Origin of the sequence: Arsenicicoccus sp. oral taxon 190 (genome assembly GCF_001189535.1) — a bacterium.
Lineage (GTDB): Bacteria > Actinomycetota > Actinomycetes > Actinomycetales > Dermatophilaceae > Arsenicicoccus.
The window spans coordinates 1,563,264-1,580,155 of sequence record NZ_CP012070.1; the positions used below are offsets into that span (position 1 = coordinate 1,563,264).

At 73.5% G+C, this 16,892-nt stretch carries 19 protein-coding genes and 1 pseudogene; 15 read left to right on the top strand and 5 right to left on the bottom strand.

What is annotated here, in order from left to right:
* Positions 1-75: 75 nt before the first annotated feature.
* Positions 76-1,509, bottom strand: a complete 1,434-nt coding sequence (gene radA / locus ADJ73_RS07350) for a DNA repair protein RadA (protein ID WP_082176814.1) — start codon at positions 1,507-1,509, stop codon at positions 76-78.
* Positions 1,510-1,567: 58 nt separating this feature from the next.
* On the opposite strand from radA, the gene ADJ73_RS07355 reads away from it, so the two are divergent.
* Complete coding sequence (locus tag ADJ73_RS07355) at positions 1,568-2,074, top strand: NUDIX domain-containing protein (protein ID WP_082176815.1); 507 nt, start codon at positions 1,568-1,570, stop codon at positions 2,072-2,074.
* On the opposite strand, the gene ADJ73_RS07360 is transcribed toward ADJ73_RS07355, so the two are convergent.
* Complete coding sequence (locus ADJ73_RS07360; RefSeq protein ID WP_050349302.1) at positions 2,049-2,810, bottom strand: class I SAM-dependent methyltransferase; 762 nt, start codon at positions 2,808-2,810, stop codon at positions 2,049-2,051. The two genes, ADJ73_RS07355 and ADJ73_RS07360, sit on opposite strands and share 26 nt — an antisense overlap.
* A gap of 9 nt (positions 2,811-2,819) precedes the next feature.
* Positions 2,820-3,662: a hypothetical protein gene (locus ADJ73_RS07365; RefSeq protein WP_050349303.1), complete on the bottom strand. Its 843-nt coding sequence runs from the start codon at positions 3,660-3,662 to the stop codon at positions 2,820-2,822.
* 42 nt (positions 3,663-3,704) lie between these two features.
* Between ADJ73_RS07365 and ADJ73_RS07370 the strand changes: the two genes are divergently transcribed.
* From ADJ73_RS07370 to ADJ73_RS07425, 14 genes and pseudogenes are all read left to right on the top strand, one after another.
* Entirely contained in the window at positions 3,705-4,637 is a 933-nt protein-coding gene (locus ADJ73_RS07370; protein ID WP_050347737.1) for a Ppx/GppA phosphatase family protein, read from the top strand.
* Between the two features lie 22 nt (positions 4,638-4,659).
* Positions 4,660-5,490, top strand: coding sequence for a sugar phosphate isomerase/epimerase family protein (locus ADJ73_RS07375; protein WP_050347738.1), 831 nt, complete (start codon positions 4,660-4,662; stop codon positions 5,488-5,490).
* A complete protein-coding gene (locus ADJ73_RS07380; RefSeq protein ID WP_050347739.1) occupies positions 5,487-6,065 on the top strand; it encodes a TetR/AcrR family transcriptional regulator in 579 nt (192 codons plus the stop codon). The genes ADJ73_RS07375 and ADJ73_RS07380 overlap by 4 nt, the downstream gene beginning before the upstream one ends.
* A gap of 316 nt (positions 6,066-6,381) precedes the next feature.
* Positions 6,382-6,666 (top strand): annotated as a pseudogene (locus tag ADJ73_RS17900) (ATP-binding cassette domain-containing protein); the annotation flags it as partial.
* Positions 6,667-6,790: 124 nt separating this feature from the next.
* A complete protein-coding gene (locus ADJ73_RS17905) occupies positions 6,791-7,135 on the top strand; it encodes an AAA family ATPase (protein WP_441293946.1) in 345 nt (114 codons plus the stop codon).
* Entirely contained in the window at positions 7,132-7,866 is a 735-nt protein-coding gene (locus ADJ73_RS07390; RefSeq protein WP_050347740.1) for an ABC transporter permease, read from the top strand. Before ADJ73_RS17905 ends, ADJ73_RS07390 begins: the two co-directional genes overlap by 4 nt.
* Before the next feature lie 18 nt (positions 7,867-7,884).
* On the top strand, positions 7,885-8,838 hold the full coding sequence (locus tag ADJ73_RS07395; protein ID WP_050347741.1) for a proline dehydrogenase family protein: 954 nt from the start codon (positions 7,885-7,887) through the stop codon (positions 8,836-8,838).
* 85 nt (positions 8,839-8,923) lie between these two features.
* Complete coding sequence (gene proC, locus ADJ73_RS07400; RefSeq protein ID WP_050347742.1) at positions 8,924-9,745, top strand: pyrroline-5-carboxylate reductase; 822 nt, start codon at positions 8,924-8,926, stop codon at positions 9,743-9,745.
* Between the two features lie 150 nt (positions 9,746-9,895).
* Positions 9,896-10,450 (top strand): GNAT family N-acetyltransferase, encoded by a 555-nt coding sequence (locus ADJ73_RS07405; protein WP_050347743.1) that lies wholly within the window; start codon positions 9,896-9,898, stop codon positions 10,448-10,450.
* A gap of 57 nt (positions 10,451-10,507) precedes the next feature.
* Complete coding sequence (locus ADJ73_RS07410) at positions 10,508-11,704, top strand: acetoin utilization protein AcuC (RefSeq protein WP_050347744.1); 1,197 nt, start codon at positions 10,508-10,510, stop codon at positions 11,702-11,704.
* A 176-nt stretch (positions 11,705-11,880) separates the two neighbouring features.
* Positions 11,881-12,081: a helix-turn-helix domain-containing protein gene (locus ADJ73_RS07415; RefSeq protein ID WP_050347745.1), complete on the top strand. Its 201-nt coding sequence runs from the start codon at positions 11,881-11,883 to the stop codon at positions 12,079-12,081.
* 108 nt (positions 12,082-12,189) lie between these two features.
* Entirely contained in the window at positions 12,190-12,288 is a 99-nt protein-coding gene (locus ADJ73_RS16585) for a 30S ribosomal protein bS22 (protein ID WP_003792170.1), read from the top strand.
* Between the two features lie 147 nt (positions 12,289-12,435).
* Complete coding sequence (locus ADJ73_RS07420) at positions 12,436-13,503, top strand: NAD-dependent epimerase/dehydratase family protein (protein WP_156188162.1); 1,068 nt, start codon at positions 12,436-12,438, stop codon at positions 13,501-13,503.
* Complete coding sequence (locus ADJ73_RS07425) at positions 13,500-14,450, top strand: lysophospholipid acyltransferase family protein (protein WP_156188163.1); 951 nt, start codon at positions 13,500-13,502, stop codon at positions 14,448-14,450. Before ADJ73_RS07420 ends, ADJ73_RS07425 begins: the two co-directional genes overlap by 4 nt.
* 69 nt (positions 14,451-14,519) lie before the next feature.
* Here ADJ73_RS07425 and ADJ73_RS07430 read toward each other — a convergent pair whose 3' ends face one another.
* Positions 14,520-15,965: a DUF5667 domain-containing protein gene (locus tag ADJ73_RS07430; protein ID WP_050347747.1), complete on the bottom strand. Its 1,446-nt coding sequence runs from the start codon at positions 15,963-15,965 to the stop codon at positions 14,520-14,522.
* A 148-nt stretch (positions 15,966-16,113) separates the two neighbouring features.
* Complete coding sequence (locus ADJ73_RS07435) at positions 16,114-16,851, bottom strand: sigma-70 family RNA polymerase sigma factor (RefSeq protein ID WP_082176818.1); 738 nt, start codon at positions 16,849-16,851, stop codon at positions 16,114-16,116.
* Positions 16,852-16,892: the final 41 nt, after the last annotated feature.

Sequence of the window (16,892 nt, forward strand, 5' to 3'; positions counted from 1 at the left end):
CTCCCGAGTCATCCTAACGGCGCAGCGAGAGTGTCACTGCGGACACACGCCGTGTGAACTCCGATCAGCCCAGCGTCACGGTGCGGCGTCGCCCGAGGGCACCGCCCGTATGGCGGGCCGGTGCTGCGTGTCCGGCGCCGCATCCAGGGCGACGCCCACCGCGCGGCGGGTGTTGGGGACCTCGAGGATCTGGATGCCCTCGGGCAGCTGCCCCTGGCTGCGGGTGCCGCTCGGGACGATCGCCCGTCGGAACCCGAGCCGCGCCGCCTCCACCAGCCGCCGCTGCAGCCCGGTGCACTGACGCACCTCGCCGGCCAGCCCGACCTCCCCGAACGCCACCGTCCCCGGCGGCACCGGCCGGTCCAGGATCGAAGACGCGATGGCGATGGCCACCGCGAGGTCGGCGGCCGGCTCCGTGAGCCGCACCCCACCCACCGTCGAGACGTAGGCGTCGTGCTCGTGGACCTTGAGCGAGTTGTGCTTGTGCAGCACGGCGAGGGTCATCGCGGTGCGGTTGTAGTCGACCCCGCTGGTGGTGCGGCGGGGGTTCTTGGCCTCGGTCTTGTCGAGCAGCGCCTGGACCTCGCTGACGAGGGGTCGGCGGCCCTCGAGGGTGACGGTCACGCAGGTGCCCGCCACCTCGGTGTCGCGGCTGGACAGGAAGAGGCCACTGGGGTCGGCGAGCCCCACGATCCCCACGTCGGACAGGTCGAAGCAGCCGACCTCGTCGGTCGGGCCGTAGCGGTTCTTGACGGCGCGCACGAGCCGCAGCCGGCTGTGCCGCTCGCCCTCGAACTGCACGACGACGTCGACCAGGTGCTCCAGCACCCGCGGGCCGGCGATCGACCCGTCCTTGGTGACGTGGCCGACGAGCAGGGTCGCCATGTCGCGGCGCTTGGCGGCGGCGATGACGCTCGCGGCGACCTCGCGCACCTGGGAGACGTTGCCGGCGCTGCCCTCGACCTCGGCGGAGCTGATGGTCTGCACCGAGTCGACGATCAGCAGGTCGGGGTGCACCGCCTCGACCTGCGCGAGGAGCGTCCCCAGATCGGTCTCGGAGGCGAGGTAGAGCCGGTCCGCGACGGCGCCGATCCGCTCGGCGCGCACCCGCACCTGGGCGGCCGACTCCTCCCCGCTGACGTAGAGCACCGTGCCGCCCGCCTGCGCGACCTGGGCCGCCACGTCGAGCAACAGGGTGGACTTGCCGATGCCGGGATCGCCCGCGACGAGCACGACCGCGCCGGCCACCAGGCCACCACCCAGCACCCGGTCGAACTCCCCGACCCCGGTCGAGCGCGCCTCCGCCCGCCGCCCGTCGACCTCGGCGATGGGGACGGCGGGGCGGTCGACATACGTCGCCGGCTGGGTCCGGATCGGGACCGCGCCCACCTCGCTGACCGAGCCCCAGGCCTGGCACTCCCCGCAGCGGCCCACCCACTTGGGCGTTGTCCAGCCGCACTCCGAGCAGCGGAAGGTCGCCTTGGAGGTCTTGGTAGCAGGTCTGGCCATGAGCGACAACCTAGACGGCGGCACCGACAGGCCCCCTCACCTGCCCGATGATGGGGCCATGCACTTCACCGAGTACGACACCCGCGTGGCCGCCTACGCCGCGATCCTCGAGAGGGATCACATCCTTCTGACCTGGTACAACGGGCTCGGTGGCCGCACCGCCTGCTGGACCCTGCCTGGTGGTGGTGTCGAGCTGGACGAGCAGTGCGAGGAAGCCGTGGTCCGGGAGGTGCTGGAGGAGACCGGGCACACCATCCGACTCGGACGGGTGATCACGACGGCCAGCGTGGTGCGCCGCGAGCCAGGCCGCGAGCGCCCGTTCAAGGCGGTGCGGATCATCTACGCGGCGCAGATCACGGGCGGGCATCTGGGGACGACCGAGGTGGACGGATCCACGGACCGGGCCGAGTGGGTGGCGCTCACCGACGTCGACGGTATGACGCCCCGCGCCGACGTGATCGACCACACCCTGGCCGCGCTGGGGATCGAGCCCGGACCAGCCCGACCTGAGCGGCTCGAAGCTCACGCGCCCCCAGGGATCACCCGCGGCGCCACCACACGTTGACGGCGTAGTCGACCTCGGTCCCGTCGTGCCGGGCCAGGATCCAGTCGGACATGTGGGGCGTGAACTCCAGCCGCACCACCCGCTCGAGGTCCGCGCGCGTGCGGTGCGACCACCGGATGTCCACCTGCTCGCGCGACCACCCCTGTCGCCGCCAGAACCTCTCGACCGCCGCCGGGTCGTAGGTGGGCCACGCGCGCCGGAACCACTCCCCGAAGGTCGACCGCGTCGCGTCGTTGTCGATCACGAAAGCCGTTGACCCGGGCCGCAGCACGCGCGCCACCTCGGCGAGCCCGGGCTCGCACCCCGCGCCGAAGAAGTACGCCCAGCGGGCGTGCAGCACGTCCACGGAGCCGTCGGCCAGGGGCAGCGCCTGCGCGCCGGCCTGCACGACGGTCGCGTTGTCGATCCCCTGCTGTGCCAGACGTTCTCGTGCCCGTATGGCGAGCGGCCGGTGTGGCTCCGCCCCCACGACGTGGTCCGCGCTCGCCGCGAATCCCGGTAGGTGGTAGCCGGATCCGCACCCGACGTCGAGGACCGTGAGGCCGTCCCAGCCGCGCTCGGGGTCGCGCCCGGCGAGCCGCAGCATGGTCGCCTCGAGCGCGCCGTCGGGGTCGACGCCGGCGTTCTCGAGCTCGTAGCCGTCGGGGTCGTCCCAGATGTTGGGGGACGGGATCGCCTCGGCCGCAAGCCGTTCCGCGCTCGGCTCGACCCACCCGTCACGGGATCGCTGCTCCACCACCGGATCTCACCGCCGCTTGCGGGTGACCGCGCCCTCGCCCTGCGCCTCCAGCGTGGCGGGGTGCACGAGCAGCGGCAGCAGCTTGCGGGCCCCCGACGCGCGGGCGGCCTTGACCGCGGCGAGCTGCGCCTCGCAGCGGATGACGAGCTCGTCGTAGGCCGCGTCGCCCATCAGCTCGCGCAGCTCGCCCTCGTTGGAGCGGTAGACCGGCTCCCGCCCGACGTGGGCCTGCGGGTTGCCGGAGCAGTACCAGTCCAGGTCGTGCCCCCCGGGCCCCCAGCCGCGGCGGTCGAACTCGCCGATCGAGATCTCGAGCTGGCTGGACCCGTCGGGCATCTCGACGGTGCGGTAGGACCGCCGGATCGGCAGCTGCCAGCAGACGTCGGGCTTGACGGTGTGCGGCGCCTCGCCGTGCTCGACGGCCCACTGGTGCAACGAGCAGCCATGCCCACCAGGGAATCCCGGCCGGTTGAGGAAGACGCAGGCCCCGTCGACCACGCGCGTCTTGAGCTCCCCGTCCTCACGCTCCAGCCATCCCTCCAGGGGCTCCTCACCCGCGCGAGCCTTCCCGGAGGACAGACCCGTCGAGCGGTGCTGCCAGCGCTCGGCCGGCATCCGCCGGGCGATCCGCCGCACCCGCTCGACGTCGTCCGCGTCCGTGAAGTGCGCGCCGAGCGTGCAGCACCCGTCGTCGGGGCGTTCGGCATACACACCGGCGCAGCCGGCGCCGTAGATGCAGGTCCACCGTGAGGTCAGCCAGGTGAGGTCGCACCGGTACCGCTGCTCGGGGTCGGCGGGGTCGGTGAACTCGATCCAGGTGCGCGGGATGTCCAGCGGGGTTTCGGGCACCGGCACACGATACGGCGGTCCCGGTGGTCTACCGTCGTGCGCATGCGCCTGGGAGTGATCGACATCGGGTCCAACACCGTCCACATGCTCGTCGTCGACGCCCACTGGGGGGCTCGGCCGTTGCCGGCCGTCAGCCACAAGATGGAGCTGCGGCTGTCGGAGCACACCGACGAGCAGGGGCACATCGACAAGCAGGGCGTCCGCTCCCTGGAGAAGTTCGCGGGGGAGTGCCTGCGGATCGTCGAGGACCAGGGCGTGGCGCGGGTGATGGGCTTCGTCACCAGCGCGATCCGGGAGGCGGGCAACGGCGACGGCGTGCTCGCGATGGTCCGGGAGAGCACCGGCGCCGACCTGCAGATCCTCTCGGGGGCGGACGAGGCGCGGCTGACGTTCCTGGCGGTGCGGCGGTGGTTCGGGTGGTCCAGCGGGCGGCTGCTCGTGGTCGACATCGGCGGCGGCTCGCTGGAGATCGCCGCGGGTCTCGACGAGGACCCGGACGTCGCGGTGTCCTTCGAGCTCGGCGCCGGCCGGGTGACCCGCACCATGCTGCAGGGTGACCCGCCCTCCCCGGAGCTCGTCCGGGAGGTCCGCCGCCGGATCCGCACCACCATCGCCCGCGACATGCGCGAGCTGACCAAGGCCGGCGCGCCCGACCTGGCCGTGGGCACCTCCAAGACCATGCGGACCCTGGCCCGGGTGCTCGGGGCGGCGCCCTCCAGCGAGGGTGCGCAGGTCAAGCGGCACCTCGAGCGGGAGGCGCTCGCGGACCTGGTCCCGCGGCTGGCCGGCATGACCGCCGGGCAGCGTGCGGCGCTCCCCGGGGTGTCGGCGAGCCGCGCCCACCAGCTGCTCGCCGGGGCGCTGGTGGCCGAGGCCGCCATGGACCTGCTGCAGCTGGAGCGCCTGGAGATCTGCCCGTGGGCGCTGCGGGAGGGCGTCATCCTCAACGAGCTCGACCTCATGCGGATGGAGTAGCGGCGGGGTTAGGCTCGCAGGCGTGACTGTTCCGAGGCCAGAGCCCCGCGTGGCGCTGTCCACCTCCTCCGTCTACCCGGAGCGGGTGAGCGACGCGTTCCGGATCGCGGAGGAGCTGGGCTACGACGGCGTCGAGGTCATGGTCTACACCGACCCGGTCTCCCAGGACGCCGCCGCCCTGCGGGACCTGTCGCAGCGCCACCAGCTGCCGATCGTCTCGATCCACGCCCCGACGCTGCTGCTCACCCAGCGGGTCATGCACGCGGCCCCCTGGCCCAAGATCGACCTGTCCATCGAGCTGGCCCGCGAGGTCGGGTGCGACACCGTGGTGGTGCACCCGCCGTTCCGCTGGCAGCGGGTCTACGCGCGGGAGTTCGTCGACGGGGTGGCGCTGCGCGAGCACGAGACGGGCGTCACCATCGCCGTCGAGAACATGTACCCCTGGCGTGCCGGCGACCGTTACGTCCAGGCCTACCTGCCCCACTGGGACCCGGTCGAGCAGCCCTACGACCACGTCACGCTCGACCTGTCCCACGCGGCGACGGCCCGCGAGGACTCCCTGGAGATGGCGCAGGCCCTCGGCGGCAGGCTCCACCACGTCCACCTGACCGACGGCCTGGGGTCGGCGCTGGACGAGCACCTCGTGCCCGGGCGTGGCTCGCAGCCCGCCAAGGAGCTGCTGCAGCACCTGAGCGCCCAGGAGTTCGGCGGATCGGTGGTGGTGGAGGTCAGCACCCGCCGCGGGACCCCCCACCAGCGCCGCGAGGACCTCGCCGAGTCCCTCGCCTTCGCCCGTCGATACCTGGCCCCCGCCGCGCCCGCCTCGTCCGGCGCGTCCGCCGGCGCACCATGAGCCCCCGGGGCCGTCGGCCCGCGGGGGAGGACGCCCGGGCGGACATCGTCCGGGCCGCGCGCGAGGAGTTCGCCGCCAAGGGGTATGACGCCACCTCGCTACGCGCCGTCGCCCGGGCGGCCGGCGTGGACCCGGCCCTCGTGCACCACTACTTCGACGGCAAGCCCGACCTCTTCACCGCGACCCTGGACCTGCCGGTCAACCCGCGGCGCCGCATCGACGAGGTCCTGCAGCTGCCCCACGACCAGCTGGGGGCGGCGGTGGTCCGGGTCTTCCTGTCGGTGTGGGACTCGCCCGAGGGGCGCGACCGGATGGCGGCGCTGCTGCGCTCGGTGGCGAGCCACGACGCGGCCGCACGGCTGCTGCGGGAGTTCGTCGTGCGCGAGGTGGTGGGGCGGCTGGCGGCGCACGTGTCGCCGCAGCGCGTCGACGCGCGGGCCGCGCTGGTCGGCTCCCAGCTGATCGGGCTCGCCATGCTGCGCTACGTCCTCGAGGTGCCCGGCGTCGCCGAGGCGTCCGTCGAAGACCTGGTCCGCGACGTCGGCCCCACCGTGCAGCGCTACCTGGAGCTCTAGTCCCTCGACCGGGCGGGTCGGGTTGCCGACCACCACGTGACCCAAGGGTGTGGTTGTGGTCGGTATGCCGCCCGGTGGCGACCACGACGTGGCCCAAGGGTGTGGTTGTGGTCGGTCTTGCGCGAACCCAGTCGCGCCCGCCGAGGGTCAGGCTCTTGTCGGGGCGGCCATGCAACGCTAAATTCATCACATGATGAAAAATCATCGAGGGCGCCACGAGCCCGGCACCGTCCCCACGGACGACGCCGTCGCGATCGCGGTGCGCGGCCTGGTCGTCCGGCGTGGACCTCGCGAGGTCCTGCACGGGATCGACCTGATGGTCCCGACCGGGCAGGTCGTCGGCCTGCTCGGTCCGTCCGGTGGCGGCAAGTCCACCCTCATGCGCTCGATCGTCGGGGTGCAGATCACCCATGGCGGCGAGATCCTGGTGCTCGGCCGGCCCGCCGGGTCGCCGGAGCTGCGCCGGGAGCTCGGCTACACGACCCAGTCGCCGAGCGTCTACGACGACCTGTCCGTGCACGACAACGTCGCCTACTTCGCTCGCCTCCTGCTCCAGGGCGGCAGGGGCGGCAGGGGCGGCAAAGACGGGACGGAAGGCAGGGGCGGCAAGGACGGGACGGACGTCGAGGCGGAAGTGGCCCGGGTCCTGGACCTGGTGGGACCTCACCAGCCACGCCCACGACCACGCCCGCAACCTCTCCGGCGGCCAGCGCAGCCGCGCCTCGCTGGCCTGCTCCCTCGTCGGCAACCCGCGGCTGCTCGTCCTCGACGAGCCCACCGTCGGGCTCGACCCGGTGCTGCGCCGCAGCCTGTGGGACCTCTTCCACCGGCTGGCCGACACCGGGGTCACGCTGCTGGTGTCCAGCCACGTCATGGACGAGGCCGCCCGCTGCGACCGGTTGGTGCTGGTGCGCGACGGCGAGATCCTGGCGGACTCGACCTACCCCGATCTGCTCAGCGACACCGGCGCCACCGACGCCGAGCAGGCCTTCCTCACCCTCATCGACCGGGTCGACGGGACACGGGTCGACGGCACACGGGTCGACGGCATACGGCAGGAGCGCTCATGAACCCCCGGCTCACCCTCGTGACGGCCCACCGGATCCTCACCCAGATCCGCTCCGACCGGCGCACCATCGCCCTGATGCTCGTCGTCCCCTGCGTGCTGCTGGGGCTGCTGGCGTGGCTCTACGACGGCACCCCCGTCTTCGACGCGGTCGGACCCGCCCTGCTCGGCGTGTTCCCCTTCGTGGTGATGTTCATCGTCACGAGCATCACCACCCTGCGCGAGCGGGCCTCCGGGACGATGGAGCGGCTGTGGACCACGCCCCTCGGCAAGGGCGACCTGCTCGCCGGCTATGCCCTGGCCTTCGGGGCGTTCGCGCTGGTCCAGGCCCTGGTGGCGACCGCCTTCGCGGTCTGGGTGTGCGGGCTGGAGGTGCGCGGGTCGCTGGCGCTGCTGGTCGTGGTGGCCGTCGTCGACGCGATCCTCGGCAGCACCTTCGGGCTCTTCGTCTCGGCCTTCGCGACGACGGAGTTCCAGGCGGTGCAGTTCATGCCGGCCTTCGTGCTGCCGCAGTTCCTGCTGTGCGGGCTGCTGACCCCGCGGGACGCCATGCCCACCGTCCTGTCCCGGGTCAGCGACGTCCTGCCCCTCAGCTATGCCGTCGACGCGATGCAGACGATCAGCCGACGCAGCGACGGCACCGGCGACATCTGGCGCGACGTGGCGGTCATGGCGGTCTTCGTCGTCGCCGCGATCGCGCTCGGGGCCGCGACGCTGCGCCGCAGGACCGCCTGACGGTCTAGCCTGGGGCGCATGTTGGAGCTCGGGGACGCCCTGCGCGTCGCATCCCTGCGGATGGCGCGGCTCGGTCGCGTCCAGTCGGTGATCGAGGACTCGCCGGGCACCCGGGACATCCTCGGGCGCTACATCGCCGGGGACTCCACCGGCTCGGCCCTCGACGCCGCGCGCGACCTGATGCAGACCGGGCGCGCCGTCACGGTGGCCTACCTCGGGCCCGACGCCGACTCGCGCTCGCGCAGCGACGCCACGGTGCGCGAGCACCTCCAGCTCGTCGCGGAGGCGGGGCGTCGCCGGCTGACGACCGACCACGACCTCGAGCTCAGCGTCCGGCCCCAGGCCTTCGGCCGGCTCGACCAGGAGACCGGGCGGGCGCTCGCGCTGTCGCAGCTGCAGCAGGTCGCCCGGGCCGCCCACAACGCGGGCGTCGAGCTGACCCTCGACATGGAGGGGCTCGAGACCGTCGCCCCGACCCTGGAGATCGCCGAGCGCCTGCGGGCCGACCTGCCGAGCGTCGGCGTCACCGTGCAGGCCGCCCTGCTGCGCACCGAGCAGGACTGCCGTGACCTGGCGGCCGCCGGCGCCCGGGTCCGGCTGGTCAAGGGCGCCTACAAGCTCGACGAGCGCAAGTCCTTCGACGCGGCCCCCGACGTCGACCGGTCCTACGTGCGGTGCCTGCGGATCCTCATGGCGGGCGAGGGCTACCCGATGGTGGCCACCCACGACCCGCGCATCACCGACATCGCCGGCGCCCTGGCCCGGGAGGTGGGACGCGGGCCCGACCGTTACGAGTACCAGATGTACCTCGGCATCCGCCCCCTGGAGCAGACCGCCATCGCCGACCGCGGCGAGCGCATGCGCGTCTACGTCGCCTACGGCCCGGCCTGGTACTCCTACCTCGTGCGCCGCGTCGCCGAGCGCCCCGCCAACGTCACCTTCTTCCTCCGGTCGCTGCTGTCCCGCCGGTAGGGCCTGTCGGTGGCCTTCGGCATACTGACGCTGTCGACCCGACCACCGAGCGCCGGCCATCGCGCGCCGAGCGAAGGAGACCGCCATGACAGACCTCAGCGCGCGCACCGTCGCGTTCTACGGCGTGGGAGCCATGGGCTCCGCGCTGCTCGCCGCGCTGGTCGGGGGCGACCACCCGGCGGACCAGGTGGTCGCGGTGGACGCGCACCCTCCGGCGCTCGACCGGCTGCGGGAGGCGTATGCCGTCCGCACGACGTCCGACCTGGCCGAGGCTGCGCGCGCCGCCGACGTGCACGTGGTGGCGGTCAAGCCGGGTGACGTACCGGGGCTGCTGGCGACGCTGGCCGAGCACCTCGGCGGCGACGACCTCGTCGTCAGCGTCGCGGCCGGGGTGACCAGCCAGGCGCTCGAGGAGGCGCTGCCCGACGACGTCGCCGTGGTGCGGGTCATGCCCAACACCCCCGCCCTGGTCGGGCAGGGGATGGCGGTGGTGAGCCCCGGCAGCCGCTGCTCCGAGGAGCAGCTCGAGCTGGCCCAGCGGGTGCTGGCGCCGTCCGGGCAGGTCCTGGCGCTGCCCGAGAAGCACCTGGACGCGGTCACGGGCGTCAGCGGCTCGGGCCCGGCCTACGCGTTCTACCTGGCCGAGGCCATGACCGAGGGTGGCGTCCTGCAGGGGCTGCCCCGCGAGGTCGCCGCGACGCTGGCGGCGCAGACCCTCCTCGGCGCGGCCACCATGCTGGTCGAGGGTGAGGACTCCCCGAGCGTGCTGCGCGAGCGCGTGAGCTCGCCGGGCGGGACCACGATGGCCGCCCTGGCGGAGCTCGACGAGCGGGCCGTGCGGGCCGCCGTCGTCGCCGCGGTCCGGCGGGCCACCGAGCGCTCCGCCGAGCTGGGCCGAGCGCGCTAACGAGCGCACTGCCAAGGTCATTGAAAAAGCAAACCGACGAGCGCACTGACGAGACCACTCCCGAGCTCACTGAGAGCCACTGACGGGCCGCTGAGCGGCCCTCCAACCCGGTGTAGCCCCGCCACGAGGGGGCATGAAAGGATGCGGGACATGACCGAGCTGACCGTGCGCGTGCTGACCGACGACGACTGGGACCTCTACAAGTCGTTCCGCCTGGCCGCGCTCCAGGACTCGCCCGACGCGTTCGCGGCGACCTACGAGGACGAGCACGCCTTCGGCGACGAGGTCTGGCACGACCGCATGGAGCGCGCCACCCGGTTGCTGGCCGAGCTCGAGGGGCAGCAGGTCGGCGTGGCGAGCGTGCGGGCGCAGGCCCCCCGGGAGGGCACCGACGACGCCATGGCCGAGTTCTTCGGCATGTGGGTCCACCCCGACCACCGCGGCCGCGGCGTCGCCGTCGAGCTGGTGCGGGCGGCCGCGGGCATCGCCCGGTCCATGGACTGCCGGCACCTGTCCTACTGGGTGAGCACCGACAACGGCCCGGCGGTGGCCTTCGCGAGCGCCTACGGCTTCCGGGTCACCGACACCCGGCGCCCGATGGTGGCGCGGGGTCAGGAGCCCGACGAGGACGCCGACGACGAGATGATGATGATCCTGCCGCTCGCCGACGACCCCGGCTCCGTCGCCAGCACCGTCGTGCGCTGAGGGCCGCGCACCGGCCCTCGCCGTGCCACCGCCGCGGACGGCGGGTACGGTCGGCTCATGGCGCTGCCGACGAGAGTGGTCTGGGACCCGAGCTTCACGCGCTACGACTTCGGGCCGGAGCATCCCATGAGCCCGGTGCGGCTCGACCTGACCGCCCGGTTGTGCCAGAGCCTCGGGCTCTTCGACCACGACGACGTCGAGCTGGTCAACCCCCCGGTGGCCGACGACGAGACGCTGGCGTGGGTGCACGACCCGGCCTACATCGCCGCCGTCCGGGCCGCGGGGGAGGACCCGACCCGGGCGGACCCGGCGTTCGGGCTCGGCACCGAGGACGACCCGGCCTTCGTGGGCATGCACGAGGCGAGCGCCCGGATCGCCGGCGGCAGCCTCGCGGTCGCGCAGGACGTCTGGGAGGGCCGCGCGAGCCACGGCGTCAACTTCTGCGGCGGGATGCACCACGCGATGCCCGGCGCCGCGGCGGGCTTCTGCATCTACAACGACGCCGCCGTGGCGATCCACTGGCTGCTCGAGCACGGCGCGCGCCGGGTCGCCTACGTGGACGTGGACGTCCACCACGGGGACGGCGTCGAGCGCTGCTTCTGGGACGACCCGCGGGTCATGACGATCTCGGTGCACGAGACCGGGCGGGTGCTCTTCCCGGGCACCGGCTTCCCGCAGGACCTCGGCGGCCCGGCGGCCGACGGCACCGCGATCAACGTCGCTCTGCCGCCCGGCACCGGCGACGCCGCGTGGCTGCGCGCCATCAACGCCACGGTCAACCCGCTGGTGCGGGCCTTCGCCCCGGACGTGCTCGTCACCCAGCAGGGCTGCGACTCGCACTTCCAGGACCCGCTGGCCCACCTGGCCATCTCGGTCGACGCGCAGCGTCAGGCCTTCGAGGGGCTGCACCGGCTGTCCCACGAGGTGTGCGAGGGCCGGTGGGTCGCGCTCGGGGGAGGGGGCTACGAGGTGGTCGACGTGGTGCCGCGCGCCTGGACCCACCTGACCGCCATCGCGGCCCACCACCCGATCCGCCTCGACACCGAGACCCCGCAGCAGTGGCGCGACTACGTGCAGGAACGCCACGGCCGGGCCGCGCCGACCACCATGAGCGACGGGGTCGCCGAGGGGGGCATCGTGTGGTGGCGGGGCTGGGAGTCGGGCTACGACCCGGAGGACCCGGTCGACCGCGCGATCATGGCCACCCGCGAGGCAGCCTTCCCCCTGCACGGCCTGGACGTGTGGTTCGACTAGGCGGCTGCAACGCCATTGCAACCACCCCGCGCGGCGTGTCGGGTGGACAGCACGGGTGAATTCCCTTGCGGATGGTTCCCCATCCGTCACAGGGGCCCCTAGAGTGCCACGTAGCACGCGCGTGACCCTCGACGGGGAATCCGACGACACCATCGTGCCCAGAGAGTGAGTTACCGATGACGTCTGAGCGTCCCTTCGACGGGGTGAAGTTCTGCACGGTCGCCGAGGTGGCGGCGCGGATGCGGGTGTCCAAGATGACGGTCTACCGGCTGGTTCACGGCGGCGAGCTGCCGGCCGTGCGCGTCGGGCGGTCCTTCCGCGTCCCGGAGCACGTCGTCGACGAGTACCTCGCCCGTGCCTTCACCGAGACGGCGTGAGGGTCCGGCATACGGACCGATCGGCCCGTCAGGGCCGGATTGGGTGACTGCGCGGCGAGGGCGGTAGGCTAGGACAGATTCCCTCGACCGCTGGATGAAGGACGACACATGGGTTCCGTGATCAAGAAGCGCCGCAAGCGCATGGCGAAGAAGAAGCACCGCAAGCTGCTGCGCAAGACGCGCCACCAGCGTCGCAACAAGAAGTGAGCTGAGAGCCCTCGACCGCGGTCGAGGGCTCTGCTCGTCCCGGCCCGGACCGCCCGGACCGCCGCGACCTCGGGGGGCGAGGTGCGGCCCGCACCGCTGCTGACCTAGGCTCGGGACCCAGATCCGCTGCCGCCCCGGGAGGTGCCCGTGCCCGACGTCGTGCTCGTCACCGGTGTCTCCCGGCTGCTCGGGGGGCTCGCCGCCGCCGCGCTCGCCGCCCGCTCGGACGTGGGACGCGTCATCGGGATCGACGTCGTCCCCCCGCGCCGGCCGCTGACCGGCGTCGACTTCGTGCGGGTCGACCTGCGCAACCCCGTCATGGGGCGGCTCGTGGAGCAGTACTCCGTGGACACCGTCGTCCACATGGGCGTGATCGCGACCCCCACCGCGGCCGGTGGACGCGCCTCCCAGAAGGAGATCAACATCATCGGCACGATGCAGCTGCTCGCGGCGTGCCAGAAGGCACCGTCGGTGCGGCGGGTGGCGGTGAAGTCGGCGGCCGCGGTCTACGGTGCCTCGCCCCACGACCCCGCCGTCTTCCGCGAGACCGCCGCGCTCGGCATCCGCACCGCCAACGGTTTCGGCCGGGACTCCTCCGAGGTCGAGTCGTATGTCGCGGGCTTCGCCCGGCGCCGCCCCGACGTCGAGGTGAGCGTCCTGCGCTTCGCCAACGTCATCGGGCCGAGCATCGCCACGGGCCTGACCGACTACTTCAGCCTGCCCGTGATGCCGGTGCCGGCGGGCTTCGACGGCCGGCTGCAGTTCGTCCACGAGGACGACTGCGTGCGGGCGATGGTGCTCGCGGCGACCGGCCCGGCCGAGCGCGTCACCGGGGTCACCAACGTCGCGGGGGACGGCGTGCTGACCGTCGTGCAGTGCGCCCGGCTGCTGCGCCGCCCCCTCGTGCAGGCCCCGCTCGAGGCCGAGGGGATGCTGCGGCGGGGCTACCGCTGGTCCCGGATGGCGGAGTTCCCCGACGGGCAGTACCGCCAGCTCGCCTACGGCCGGGTCGTCGACACCACCCGGATGCGCGAGCAGCTGGGCTTCACGCCGACCTTCACCACCCGCGAGGCCTTCGAGTCGTTCGCGGCGACGGCCAGCCTGACGGTGCCGGGGGTGGACCTGGCCCGCACCGGTCTCCACCGGGCGCAGGTGGTGCTCGCGGCGATGGGGGTCCTCCCGGACCCGTCCGCCACGGCGGGAGCCCGGTCGTGACCGCTCCCACCCCGTCGCAGGGGCAGCCGCTGGACCTCGACGCGCTGGTCGACGCCCTGGTCCAGGTGCTGCGCAGCCTGGCGGCGCTGGCCCAGCTGTCCCCGGAGGAGACCGAGCGGCAGGTTGCCGAGCTGCTGGCCTTCCTGCGGCGGCGCCTGACGGCCGACTACGAGGTCGACGAGTTCGGCTTCGACGAGGACTTCACGGACCACGCCTACCTGCCGCTGCTGCGGCCGCTCTACCGCGCGTGGTTCCGGGTCGAGGTGCGCGGGATCGAGCACCTTCCGACCGAGGGGGGTGCCCTGGTCGTGGCCAACCACTCCGGCACGATCGCGCTGGACGCGTTGATGACACAGGTGGCCGTGCACGACGAGCACCCGGCCCACCGACACCTGCGGCTGCTCGGCGCCGACCTGGTCTTCCGCACCCCCGTGATCGGGGACGTCGCCCGCAAGTCGGGGTCCACGCTGGCCGCCGGGGAGGACGCCGAGCGGTTGCTGCGGGCGGGCGAGCTCGTGGGGGTGTGGCCCGAGGGTTTCAAGGGGGTCGGCAAGCCGTTCAGCGAGCGCTACCGGCTGCAGCGGTTCGGGCGTGGGGGTTTCGTCGCGGCCGCGCTCCGGGCCGAGGTGCCGATCGTGCCGTGCGCGATCGTCGGCGCCGAGGAGACCTACCCGATGCTCGGCAACGCGGAGGGCCTGGCCAAGCTGCTGGGCGCGCCCTACTTCCCGATCACGCCGACCTTCCCGTGGCTCGGGCTGCTGGGGCTGGTGCCGCTGCCGAGCAAGTGGATCATCGAGTTCGGGGAGCCGGTGACGACCCAGGACCTGGGCGCGGCCGCCGCGGACGACCCGATGCTGGTCTTCGGGCTGACCGACGAGATCCGCCAGACCATCCAGGAGGCGTTGTACCACCTGCTCGCGACGCGCGAGTCCGCCTTCTTCGGCTGAGGTTCATCGACCGAGGTTCTTCCGCTGAGGTTTGCCCGCTGAGCGGCTGGGCCCAGGAGGCGGCTGGGCTCAGGAGCCCTTGCAGCCGAGGTAGCGCTGGGCCCAGTGGGCGGTCGCACCCTCGGCGATGCGGTATCCCGGGTCGGCCTCGGCGTCCACCGTCACCGTGGTGATGCCGAGCAGGTCGGTGCGGTACCAGCTGTAGCTCACTCCGGGGACGCGCGGCAGGTGCACGATGCCGTTGCCCTCGACGCAGTGGTCCGCGAACCTCGGCGCCGCCGGGATGACCGGCACCAGGGTGCTGGTGGGCTCGGGCGACGTGGTCGGTATGCCGGGCGCCGGCGGGGTGCTGGTCGGCGGTACGGGCACCGTCGTCGTGGTCGGCGACGTGGGCTGCGGGCCCGGGTCGGTCGGCTCGGGGGAGCGGGTGGGCGTGACCGACGTGGGCACCGGCGGCCGGGGCACGGTCGGCCGGGGCGCGGTGGTGCGCGGCGGCACGGTGCGCTGGGTCGTGGGCACCGGCCGCGGGGTCCGCGGCGTGAAGATGGGCGGCGGCGGGGTCGTCAGGCGCGGTGACGGGACCCTCGTGGTCGCGGGGACCGGCGGGGCCGGGACGGAGGCCGGGTCGCTGCTCGCCGGGACGCCAGGCGTGGTGCCGGCCGGGGACGGGCTGGTGGCAGCGGTGGTCGCCGACGGCGCCGGCACGGTCGTGGTCGCGGGGTTGGCCGGGGCGATGATGCCGGCGCACGCGTCGCCGCAGGACGCCAGCTTGGCGCGCAGCGTGGTGGCGCCCGCGTCGACGGTCGCCTGCAGCGAGCCGAGGTCCCCCGCGGCGGCGGCGGGGATCTTGCTGCGCAGCGCCTGCAGCCGCGGCTGCGCCCACGCGGTGAACTCCTGCACCACGGCGAGGTGGCCGGGCTGCCGGTCGGCGTCGAAGGCGGAGAAGAGCTTGGTGTTGCCGGAGTCCACGGACGCGGCGGCGTCCTTGAGGGAGGTGCGGATCGCCTCGAGGTCCTGCTCGGACCGGTCGGCCAGCACCTCGGTGTCGTCGACGTGCTCCCGGGCCTGCGACAGCAGGGTGCGGCCCTGCTCGCCGTCGGAGCCGGCGAAGCGGACCTCCAGGCCGTCCACGACGGACCGCACGCCGTAGAGCGCGTCGCCGGGCAGGGCGCCCTGCGAGGCGACACCGAGGCCGGTCCCGGCCACGATGACGCCGGCCGCGGCGCCGGCGAGGACCTTGGGCCAGGTGCGGTGGATCGTCACGACGTTGGCGGGGGCGGCGGTGGGCGCACCGGCGTCGGGGCCGGCTGGCACGGCCGCCGCCTGCGCCTGCAGCCGGGTCCCGAGAGCGGCGACGAAGGCCGGGTCGGGTCCGGGCAGGGACACCCCGCCCGCCTGGTGAGCCGTCTCCAGCAGCCGGGCCAGCTCGGTGGTGGCGGGCGTCGCGCCGTTGAGCGCGGCCTCGAACGCCTCGGCGTCGCCGCGCGACACGAAGTCGACGAGGTTGCGAGCCATCTACCCCTCCTTCCGACCGGTGCTGACGGGCACCCGGGCCGCGCGTCGAGACGCGGCCGGGCGGCATGTGCTCACATGTCTAACGACGACATCGCGCCGAGGTTACGGGCGTGGTCACGTCCCGGCCGGAGCCGGTGGTCGGACGGCCTCACAGGTCCTCGCCCTCCAGGGCTCGCTGCAGGGCCCGGACGGCGCGCAGCTGCAGCTGCTTGACGGCATTCTCCTTCTTGCCCATGACCTCGGCGGTCTCGGCGAGGGACAGGCCCTGCACGAACCTCAGCGTGACGCACTCGGCCTGCTCGGGCTTGAGCTGGGACACGGCCTGCAGCAGCCGCTGGTCGCGCAGCCGGTCGAGGACCTCGCCGTCGGGGGCGTCGACCTCGGTGTCGGCGTCGCGCATGTCGGCGGTCGCCACCTCGAGCCGGAACCTCGAGGACTTGGTGTGGTCGACCACGACGTTGCGGGCGATCGTGACGAACCACGCCGCGATGTCCTTGCCCTGCCACGTGAAGCCCGGCAGCGCGCGCAGCGCCTTCATGAAGGTCTCGCTCGTCAGGTCCTGGGCGGTGTGCACGGCCCCGACGCGGACGTAGATGTAGCGGTAGACGACGTCGACGTACCGCTCGTAGAGGCGTCCGAAGGCCTCGGAGTCACCGGTCTGGGCGAGCGCCACGAGCGCCCGCACCTGCTCCAGCTCCTCCGGCGACGGGTCCCGCCGCCCCCCGGTCGGGCCCGCAGGGGGCTCGCCGCCCGCCACGGCCATCCACAGCACCCGCAGGTCGAGCACGGGAGACGCCGACAGGCCCGCCCCGGACAGGGCGGGCGGGCCGAGCACGGCTCGACGAGCCGCGGTCACCGGGACGAGTCGGGGCCGGCGAGGGCGCATGGACTGGCGGATGGATCCTCCTGGAGCCTTGCTGGACGTCG